General features: G+C 61.6%; 8 protein-coding genes and 2 pseudogenes. 4 read left to right on the forward strand and 6 right to left on the reverse strand.

Annotation, left to right across the window (positions count from 1 at the left end; all coding sequences use genetic code 11):
• Positions 1-227, reverse strand: a pseudogene (locus IE243_RS23240) (hypothetical protein); the annotation flags it as partial.
• Positions 227-808, reverse strand: coding sequence for a response regulator transcription factor (locus tag IE243_RS21010; protein ID WP_244643297.1), 582 nt, complete (start codon positions 806-808; stop codon positions 227-229). The gene IE243_RS21010 and the pseudogene IE243_RS23240, both read right to left, overlap by 1 nt.
• A gap of 94 nt (positions 809-902) precedes the next feature.
• On the opposite strand from IE243_RS21010, the gene istA reads away from it, so the two are divergent.
• The 4 genes from istA (at position 903) to IE243_RS21030 (ending at position 8,028) form a co-directional block, all read left to right on the forward strand.
• Positions 903-2,396, forward strand: a complete 1,494-nt coding sequence (gene istA / locus IE243_RS21015) for an IS21 family transposase (RefSeq protein WP_191321269.1) — start codon at positions 903-905, stop codon at positions 2,394-2,396.
• Positions 2,393-3,163: an IS21-like element helper ATPase IstB gene (gene istB / locus IE243_RS21020; protein WP_191321270.1), complete on the forward strand. Its 771-nt coding sequence runs from the start codon at positions 2,393-2,395 to the stop codon at positions 3,161-3,163. Before istA ends, istB begins: the two co-directional genes overlap by 4 nt.
• A gap of 378 nt (positions 3,164-3,541) precedes the next feature.
• Positions 3,542-4,801 carry a TolC family protein gene (locus tag IE243_RS21025; protein ID WP_244643299.1) on the forward strand — a complete coding sequence of 420 codons (1,260 nt, stop codon included), beginning with the start codon at positions 3,542-3,544 and terminating at the stop codon, positions 4,799-4,801.
• Positions 4,798-8,028: an efflux RND transporter permease subunit gene (locus IE243_RS21030; RefSeq protein ID WP_191321272.1), complete on the forward strand. Its 3,231-nt coding sequence runs from the start codon at positions 4,798-4,800 to the stop codon at positions 8,026-8,028. Before IE243_RS21025 ends, IE243_RS21030 begins: the two co-directional genes overlap by 4 nt.
• Here IE243_RS21030 and IE243_RS24045 read toward each other — a convergent pair.
• From IE243_RS24045 to IE243_RS21045, 4 genes and pseudogenes are all read right to left on the reverse strand, one after another.
• Entirely contained in the window at positions 7,950-8,165 is a 216-nt protein-coding gene (locus IE243_RS24045) for a LysR family transcriptional regulator (RefSeq protein ID WP_373301732.1), read from the reverse strand. The two genes, IE243_RS21030 and IE243_RS24045, sit on opposite strands and share 79 nt — an antisense overlap.
• 117 nt (positions 8,166-8,282) lie before the next feature.
• The gene (locus IE243_RS21035) at positions 8,283-8,711 is read right to left on the reverse strand and encodes a hypothetical protein (protein WP_191321273.1); all 429 of its coding nucleotides are present in this window, start codon (positions 8,709-8,711) and stop codon (positions 8,283-8,285) included.
• A gap of 109 nt (positions 8,712-8,820) precedes the next feature.
• Positions 8,821-9,531, reverse strand: coding sequence for an ABC transporter ATP-binding protein (locus tag IE243_RS21040; protein ID WP_191321274.1), 711 nt, complete (start codon positions 9,529-9,531; stop codon positions 8,821-8,823).
• 1 nt (position 9,532) lies between these two features.
• Positions 9,533-9,763, reverse strand: a pseudogene (locus tag IE243_RS21045) (hypothetical protein); the annotation flags it as partial.

The raw sequence follows: 9,763 nt of genomic DNA on the forward strand, positions 1-9,763 counted from the left end.
GCAGTCGATCTTCCTACATCAGCAATCAACGCAGAAGGTGGGAGCAGGACAGCGGTTACAGTTAACAGGCTTTCTAGTTCGCCGAGATGACCGATCAATTCAGCATTGACCAATTCCGTGACATGGGCGCGGAACAGTGCGGAAATCGACACACCGGCGACAGCGATGCCTGTCACGGTTGTGAGAATAACACCGACTAGCAGCCGCGCGCGCAGGCTTCCCAACATCAACCGAACCTGTAGCCCATGCCGCGCAATGTCCTGATAGTATCGCGACCGACCTTGCGTCGCAGCCGGCCGACATAAACCTCAATGGTGTTCGAGCTGCGTTCCTCATTTAGGCCGTAGAGATGGTCGAGCAGCTCGGCCTGCGTCACAACGCGGCCGACACGGTGCAGGAAGAGGTGAAGCAGCCGGAATTCCTGCGCGGTCAGATCGATCGGCCGGCCAGCAACCGTGGCCGTGCCGGCGACCGGATCGAGCGCGATGTCTCCGTGGCGCAATTCCGATGCCGCCTGGCCCGCGACGCGCCGCATCAGCGCGCGAAGGCGCGCCGCGATCTCGTCGACGTGAAACGGTTTCGCCACGTAGTCGTCGGCCCCGGCGTTGAGCCCCTCGACTTTCTCGGTCCAGCTACTGCGCGCCGTCAGGATCAGGACAGGCGTGGAAGAACCGGCGCGCCGCAAACGTCGCAAGACCTCGATGCCGGGCAGTACAGGCAGACCGAGGTCGAGAATAATCGCATCAAACCGCTCATGCAGCGCAAATAAAAGAGCCTGTTTGAGAACGGCGGTGAGAAAGTCGACCACGGTAGCGGCGGGATAGTCCTGCTGCGGGCGGCGTAAAAGTCGTGCACTTTTTCCCTTTTCTGCGTGGCGCAGGGAGGGACGAGGGATCTACACCGTGGAATTATATCTGAAGGTTCGCGTGGCTTGCGACGGGGGCATGAGCCAACGCGAGGCAGCAAGGCATTTTGGCATATCGCGCGACACGGTTCGCAAGATGATGGCGTATTCGGTTCCGCCCGGCTATCGGCGGCAGGCCCCGGTGCGACGCCCGAAGCTGGACGCGTTCATCCCGATCATCGATCAGTGGCTTGATGCGGACCGTGCGGTCTCGCGCAAGCAGCGTCATACGGCCAAGCGCGTTTTTGATCGCCTTCGTGACGAACATGGGTTTACCGGCGGCTACACGATCATCAAGGACTACATGCGCGACCGGGCGCGGCGCGGCCAGGAGATGTTCGTGCCGCTGGCGCACCCGGCCGGGCACGCACAGGCCGATTTTGGCGAGGCTATGGTTGTGATCGGCGGCGTGGAGCAGAAGGCGCACTTCTTCGTGCTCGATCTGCCGCACAGCGACGCCTGCTATGTTCGCGCCTATCCTGCGGCGGTGGCCGAAGCATGGGTGGACGGTCATATCCATGCGTTCGCCTTCTTCGGGGCTGTGCCGCAGTCGATCGTCTACGACAACGACCGCTGCCTGGTGGCGAAGATCCTGCCCGACGGCACGCGCAAGCGGGCGGCGCTGTTCAGCGGCTTCCTGTCCCACTACCTGATCCGGGACCGCTATGGCAGTCCCGGCAAGGGCAATGACAAGGGCAGCGTCGAAGGACTGGTCGGCTATGCCCGGCGCAACTTCATGGTGCCGATCCCGCGCTTTGCATCGTGGGACGCGTTCAACCTGTGGCTCGAAGAGCAGTGCCGCAAGCGCCAGGGTGAGCGGCTGCGCGGCGAGAGCGAGACGATCGGCGAACGCTTGCTGCGCGATCTGGCGGCGATGCGCCCGCTGCCGGCCTCGCCCTTCGAGGCCTGCGACCAGGCCAGCGGCCGGGTCTCCTCGCAGGCGCTGGTGCGTTACAGGACCAACGACTACTCCGTCCCGGTCGCCTTCGGCCACCAGGACGTTTGGATCCGGGGCTATGTCGAGGCGGTGGTGATCGGCTGCGGCGGGGAGATCATTGCCCGTCATCCGCGCAGCTATGCGCGCGAAGAGGTTGTCTTCGATCCGCTGCATTACCTGCCGCTGATCGAGCAGAAGATCAACGCGCTCGACCAGGCGGCCCCCTTGCAGGGCTGGGAACTGCCGGAGGCGTTCACGACACTGCGCCGCCTTATGGAGGTGCGGATGGGCAAACAGGGCCGGCGCGCCTATGTGCAGGTGCTGCGCCTGATGGAAAGCTTCGATCTGGCCGACCTGCACGCAGCCGTGAAGCAGGCGCTGCATCTGGGCGCCATCAGCTTCGATGCCGTGAAGCACCTCGTCCTGTGCCGGGCCGAGCGCAGGCCGTCCAGGCTGGACCTCGACATCTACCCCTATCTGCCCAGAGCCACCGTCGAGAAGACTTCGGCCAAGGCCTATATGCGGCTGCTGGACCGTGAGGAGGAGCCGGCATGAGCAGCGATGCCCCCGAACTCCTGCTCGCTCATCACCTCAAGGCGCTGAAGCTGCCGACCTTCCTGCGCGAGCACCAGAAGCTTGCGCGGCAATGTGCGGTCGAGGGCGTGGATCATGTTCGCTACCTTGCCCGGCTGGTCGAGTTGGAGCTGATCGACCGGGAACGCAGGATGGTCGAGCGGCGCATCAAGGCTGCGAAGTTCCCGGCCGCCAAAAGCCTCGACAGCTTCGACTTCGCCGCCATCCCGAAGCTCAACAAGATGCTGGTGCTGGAACTGGCGCGCTGCGAATGGATCGAAAGGCGCGAGAACGTCATCGCGCTCGGGCCCAGCGGCACGGGCAAGACCCATGTTGCGATCGGGCTCGGGCTGGCAGCCTGCCAGAAGGGATTGTCCGTGGGCTTCACCACGGCCGCCGCGCTCGTCAGCGAGATGATGGAGGCGCGCGACGAACGCCGCCTACTGCGTTTCCAGAAGCAGATGGCCGGCTACAAGCTGCTCATCATCGACGAACTGGGCTTCGTGCCGCTGTCAAAGACCGGAGCGGAGCTGCTGTTCGAACTGGTCTCCCAGCGTTACGAACGCGGATCGACGCTGATCACCAGCAATCTGCCCTTCGACGAATGGACCGAAACCTTCGGGTCCGAGCGCCTCACAGGCGCGCTCCTTGACCGCCTGACCCACCACGTCAGCATCCTCGAGATGAATGGCGACAGCTATCGCCTCGCCCAGAGCAGGGCCCGAAAAACCGCCGACACCACCCCATAAGAACGCCGACGCCGCATTCGGGAAACTCTGGTCGGGCTACGCCCTCCCGACGTTCCCCGAATGCCCCGCCAAGTGGCCTACTTTTGCGCCGCCCGATGGTCGACTTTTACACCGCCGTTGACAAGTGTTCGCCATCCTCTACATGTTCGACGACGAAGCCAGAGCTCGCCAACCCCTCCTTGAGGCGGGCGCCGATATCAAGATTGTCCTCGACAAGAAGAATACGAATGGCTCGATCTCCTGATTGTCGCCGTCGCATACCGGATAAACCTGTATTTACGCTGACAGCTTGCGTTCAGATTAGCGTGGCACTCAGACGCCTAGAAGGCCGTATCGAGACCCGAGCCAATGTCAAAAATGCTTCTGAGAATCGTTTGCATGACGGGAGCCGCGTTGCTGGCGGGCACATGGGCAGCTCCAGGATATGCCCAGCAGGCGAACGTGCTGTCGATCGATGCGCTCGCCAATATTATTATCGCGAACAACCCCGAGCGGCGCTTTTATGCCCAGCAGATCGGGCTTGCGGGGGCTGAGCGCGATGCATCGGACCGCCTGCCGGATCCGGAGGTTGCGTTTGAGTTCGGCGAGCGCCGGATGGCCGACGGCCTGACCGGCGCACCGAGGGGAGCCGGGCCGACATATGGTGTGTCGATCATGCAGCCGCTCGACCTTGCCGGGCGCGGCGCGCTCCGTCGCGCCATCGCCGATCGTCAGATCGCGCTGGCGCGGATCGGTCTTGCGCAGTTCGACGCAGCGTTGACAAGCCGGGCGCGGTCCTTGGGATATGCCTTGTTTGCGGCCGAGCAGAAGGCCGTTGCCGCGCGCGATGTCGCTGTGCGGATGCGCGCGCTTGCACGGATTGTCGAGCAACGCGATCCGGCAGGTGTGGCGTCTGCGCTGGACGCGGCCATTCTTGATGCGAGCGCCATCACAGCCGAGCGCAACGCCGCTCTTGCGGATTCAGAGGCCAGCACCATCAGTTATGAGCTGAACCAGCTTCGCGGTGTCTCCCTCAAAACGCGAATCCGCATTGCTCCACCCGTTGTTACGCTGCCCGGCCTTCCGTCCGCCGAACGCATGGCACAGCAAGCCGGCGCCAATAATTTCGAGATCCGGGCGCTGCGTGCGCAATTGCAGCAGCAAGGTTTGCGCGTCGATCTCGCTCAAACGGCCCGTATACCGAATGTTTCGGTGGGTCCTTACGTCAATCACGCGAGGTCAGACAGTCGCGAGACCAATTTCGGGGTACGGCTGACAACGACGTTGCCGATTTGGAACAGCCAAGCTGCCGGCGTCGCGCAAGAATTGAGCCGTCAGTCCCAGGGTGAGGCGGCCATGATCGCCGCCAATCGACGCGTTACAAGGCAGGTCTATGAGCAGGCTGCCTATTATGAAACAAAACGTCGGGTGCTTGCGACGTGGCCCGCGACGGCGACGGAGAAGTTTGCGAGTGCAGCCGCCACCGCCGACAACAGCTATCGGCAGGGGGCGATCCCGGTCGCAACCTATGTCGAGATGCAGCGCCAATATCTGGACGCGTTGTCGGCCCTGCTCGACACGCGACGCGAGGCCATGGAGGCGATGCTCCAGCTTCGCGCGCTCAATGGCGGCCGCAGTTTCCAGGGCGTGTCCCAATGACGCGCAGGCTTCTGGAATGGACGACCGGCCGACCGCTCACGGTGATGATGATCGCTCTGCTGATGGGCGCTCTTGGGGTCTGGTCTTTCCTAAATCTGCAAATCGATGCCATCCCCGACATAACCGGCGTGCAGGTCCAGATCAATACGACCGTCCCGGCCTTGGCGCCGGAAGAGATCGAGCGTCTCGTGACACTGCCGATCGAGCGCAGCATGGGCGGTCAGCCGGGCCTGCGCGAGATGCGATCGCTCACCAAAACGGGTTTGTCGCAGGTCACGCTGATCTATGAGGATGGCACGGACCAGCTTCGCGCGCGTCAGTTCGTCAACGAGAGACTCACGGCGGCGCGCGACACGCTGCCGGCCGGATCGTCGCCGCGCCTCGCACCGATCACCACCGGACTTGGCGAGATCTGGTACTACACGCTCGAATGGGCGCAGCCGCCGTCCGGCATGGACGAGCAGCAGCAATTGATGGAGCTGTTCGAGGCTCAGGAATACATCGTACGGCCGATGCTGCGTGCAATCCAGGGTGTGGCCGACGTCAACTCCAACGGCGGGCTCGAACGTCAGTTCGTCATTGAGCCGGACCTGAAAAAGCTGACGGCTGCGGGCATCACACCGAGCGAGCTTGGTCAGGCTGTCGGCGCCAATGTCTCCAATGCCGGCGGTGGGACCATTACCAGGAACGACCAGCGATTCACCGTCCGAACCGAAGCGCGCGTCATGACCGCTGAGATGATCCGCGCATTGCCCGTAAAATTTGCCGGCGGCTTACGACCGCTGACGGTCGGCGATCTCGCCACCGTGACCATAGGCCATGCGCCACGCGACGGCGCCGCGACCGCGAATGGTAAGGAAACTGTGCTCGGCACGGTGATGATGCTGGTCGGGCAGAACAGCCGGGAGGTCGCCCGGCGCGTCGACGCGCAACTGCCGAATCTGCGCGCGGCGCTCCCCAAGGGCATGACCCTTCAGGTTCAATACGATCGCTCCGAACTGGTGGACCGCACCATCGCGACGGTCGAGCGCAACCTTGGTGAGGGCGCATTGCTGGTCGCCGTCGTGCTGCTGATCGTCGTCGGCAACTGGCGCGCGGCGCTAATCGTCACCTCCGTCATCCCGTTGGCGTTCCTGATGATGATCACGGGCATGCATGCACTCGGCATCTCCGGCAATCTGATGAGTCTCGGCGCACTTGACTTCGGCCTGATCGTCGACGGCGCGATCGTTGTTGTGGAAAACACATTGCGGTTGTTAGGCGAAGCGCAGCGGGGCAAAGGGCGCGAGCTGACAGTCGACGAACGCCGCCGCGTGATCGTAAAAGCCGCGAGCGGTGTGGCGCGGCCCGTGTTCTTCGGGATTACCATTATCGCACTGGTTTACGTGCCCGTGCTCAGCCTGGGCGGCGTCGAGGGGAAGCTATTTCACCCCATGGCGCAAGCCGTGATGTTGGCGCTGGCGGCGGCTCTGATCATAACGTTTACACTTGTGCCAGCGCTGTGTGCCCGATTTCTACGGGGCGGGAAGGTGCGCAAGCCGGATGCCGGGGACACGGTGCCCTCTCTGTCGGAGGCGATCACCAACAGCCCGATCGCTCATGAGGGCGGATACGCCGCCATCGTGATCCGGGGTTACCGTCCTGTCCTGAACTTCGCCCTCCGTCATCCCGCTGTCTTGTTCGTATCTGCGACAGCCCTGGTCGGCGCGGCATTGGCAACATTCCTGACGCTTGGCTCGCAGTTCACGCCGCGCCTGGATGAGGGTTCGATCACCGCGATGGTATACAAACCCGTTGGTATGTCGCTCGCCCGCAGCCTTGCGATCGAACAACAAACCGAGCGGGAAATTCTGCGTCGTTTCCCGCAAGTGACCCGGACCTTCTCCCGTATCGGAACCAGCGCGGTCGCAACCGACCCGATGCCGCCGAACGAAAACGACCTCTACATCTTCTACAAACCGCTGGACCAATGGCCGCAAGGTCCCGATATGCCGCGTGACAAGAGCGAACTGGTCGCGGCGATCGAGAAGGCTGCGACCGCGCTGGCGCCAGAGCAGTCGTTCCTTTTCGCACAGCCGATCGAAATGCGCTTCAACGAGATGCTGGAGGGGACGCGCGCGGATCTGTCGGTCAAGATCTTCGGCGACGACTATGACGTGCTCGAGCGGCTGGCCGCGCAGGCGCGGGAAGAATTGCAGGGTCTGCCCGGCACCGCCAATGTCGCATTTGAGGTCGCCAGCCGCACCCACAGTATGGTGGTCGAGATCGATCGCGACGCCATGGTGCGATTGGGGCTGGGGACAGCTGAGGTCAACCGCGCCATCGCCGCGGCGATTGGCGGCGACGAGGTCGGCTTCATCGCGGACGGCGAACGTCGCTATGCCGTTGTCATTCGCTTGCCCGAAGCCCAGCGCGCCGACATAAAATCGATCCTCGCTCTTCCTTTACGTGTCGGTGCGATGGGCCTCGTGCCGCTCGACCGCGTAGCAAGGCTTCGCGAAGTGAGAACGGTCGAGCCTATCCTGCACGACAATGCCAAGCGTCGCGCAGCGTTGATGGTCAACCTCAATACCAGCGACATCGAAGGTTACGTGACCGCCGCCCGCACACGCCTCGATAGCAAGCTCTCGCTACCCGACTCCTATCGCATCGAGTTCGGCGGCCAATTCCGCCAGTTGGAAGCAGCACGCGCCCGTCTGTTAATCGTCGTGCCGGCCGCACTGCTGATGATCTTCTTGCTCGTGTACTCGGCCTTGGGGAGCGTGCGTCATGCTGCGATCGTCTATACCGGCATTCCGTTTGCGATTACCGGCGGCGTATTGGCCCTATGGCTCCAGGATATGCCATTCTCGATCACCGCCGCGATCGGCTTCATCGCTGTCTCCGGCATCGCGATGCTGAATGGCCTCGTCCTAATCGATCATATCAATGAGTTGCGGCGAAGCCTGCCCGTTATCGAGGCTGTTCGACAAGGCGCCACGGATCGCCTTCGCCCGGTGTTGTCGACCGCCTTGGTCGCGGGCGTAGGTTTCATACCAATGGCGGTCGCGCACGGTGCGGGCGCGGAGGTGCAACGCCCGCTTGCTACCGTCGTTATCGGCGGCGTGCTGTCGTCCACAGTCCTGACATTGCTGTTGTTGCCGACGATCTATCGATGGGTAGAGCGGCGCTCTGTTATCGTCGCCGAACCAGAGAAGCAGCCGTTGGAATTGGAGATTTCAGCATAGAACATGGATATCTTCACGCGGGCGCTGACGCTGGACTGGCTGACACGGAGCGCTTTCGCCGCGTGGCCAAAGTTCAAACATTCGGCGACCGCTTGCGTCTGAATTAGTGAAACGAGACGAAGCCGCGAACCTAGCAGGTTGGCATCTCCTGCTGATCAACCATTGGCGCTGAATGTCAGTGAGACATCGTGCCGAGTTACTCTGCGGCATAGATCGTATCTGCGTATATTTGAATTGCGCCACAGCTCCAAAGATCACGAGTCGTTTGTTGAATTAAGCGGCGTTGAGTTTTGACTATAACTAGCTACCGAAATTATTGCCAAACCCAGCCAGAACGCCGTTCGCAGACTCATGGCAACGACCGTTCGCGTCTCGTAAGCATTGCCTGCCAATATCCAGCCACCTAAAGCAAGAAAGACTATGATGGTCGCTACTGCAATTGCCACCGCAGAAACAGACGCCCACCCATGCCTCATGATCAATCCAGCACCGGTGGCAACATACGCAAAACCAGCAACAAAATTGAAATACAGTACGAAGGGGACAATTTGCGTCGTATGATTTTCTGTTCCATGCAGCTCAAAAAGAGCACTTCCTCCGGAAAAGAGTGTGGCTACTCCGAACAGGATTGCGATTCCACCAAGTGCTTTAATTACTGGAGCTGATGTCCAGGTAGACCCCATGACCGCTCCTCCTTATTCATTTTGAAAGGGCGCACGCCCCTTTCGGCGAACACAGGCCGTTCCAGTTACCGCAAGGGGTGGATGACGGCGATCATGTTCGTTTCTGCTGTTAGTCAAAGCCGCGCCCTTCGCCTGCTTCTTCGTGCGTCACGCCGTCTCTGATGTGATAGATGCGTTTGAACGTGGGGATGATCTTTTCGTCGTGAGTGACGACGATAATGGCTGTACCAAATTTGATTGCCATATCGTTGAGGATGCGGATCACGGTCAGCGCACGCACGCTATCAAGCGGCGCAGTCGGCTCGTCGGCAAGAATCACCGGCGGCCGGTTGACCAGTCCGCGCGCAATCGCGACCCGCTGTTGTTCACCGCCGGATAGCTGCGATGGCATGGCAGCAGCGCGGTGCTCGACGTCGAGAGCCTTCAGAAGTTCACGACCGCGCTTGCGCGATTCGCTATTAGGAACACCGGCCAGCATCGGCAGCAAAGCAACATTGTCGGTGACGTCCAGAAACGGGATGAGATAAGGCGCCTGAAAGACAAAGCCGATCTTGTCGCGCCGCAACGCGCGAAGATCGGCAATTTTCCAGTCGTCGTCATAGATTACCTCGTCGCCGAGAGTCATGCGCCCGCCGCTCGGGTCGATGACTGCTCCCAAGGCTTTGAGCAACGTACTCTTGCCCGATCCCGAGGGGCCGATCAGGCCGACCACCTCGCCGGATGCGACTTTCATGTTTACATCTTTTAGGGCGTCGACAGCAGTGTCGCCGCTGCCATACCGCTTCCTGATTTTTTCGATGAGGATTCCGCCGCTGCCCATCTCAACCTCCGATAGCCTCGGCGGGATCGACCTTGAGCGCCATGCGGATGGCGACCACGCTCGCAAGTGCGCATACGATGATGACGGCGACGAGCCCGATCATTGTGTCGACGGATAGAAGCAGGACGAATTTCGGGAAAAGAGGTGCCGCGAAGGTCGCCGTGATCTTGCCGTGCGTGTTCCACGGGATGGTGGGCACTGATTCCACCGGATGATGGGCGCGCGTTCCACG

It is taken from the genome of Camelimonas fluminis (assembly GCF_014656355.1).
In the GTDB taxonomy this organism is placed as follows: domain Bacteria; phylum Pseudomonadota; class Alphaproteobacteria; order Rhizobiales; family Beijerinckiaceae; genus Camelimonas; species Camelimonas fluminis.

Coding starts and splice junctions, on each gene's coding strand:
- istB (WP_191321270.1), top strand. CDS start 2,393: ATGAGCAGCGATGCCCCCGAACTCCTGCTCGCTCATCACCTCAAGGCG.
- IE243_RS21025 (WP_244643299.1), top strand. CDS start 3,542: ATGACGGGAGCCGCGTTGCTGGCGGGCACATGGGCAGCTCCAGGATAT.
- IE243_RS21030 (WP_191321272.1), top strand. CDS start 4,798: ATGACGCGCAGGCTTCTGGAATGGACGACCGGCCGACCGCTCACGGTG.
- IE243_RS21035 (WP_191321273.1), bottom strand. CDS start 8,711: ATGGGGTCTACCTGGACATCAGCTCCAGTAATTAAAGCACTTGGTGGA.
- IE243_RS21040 (WP_191321274.1), bottom strand. CDS start 9,531: ATGGGCAGCGGCGGAATCCTCATCGAAAAAATCAGGAAGCGGTATGGC.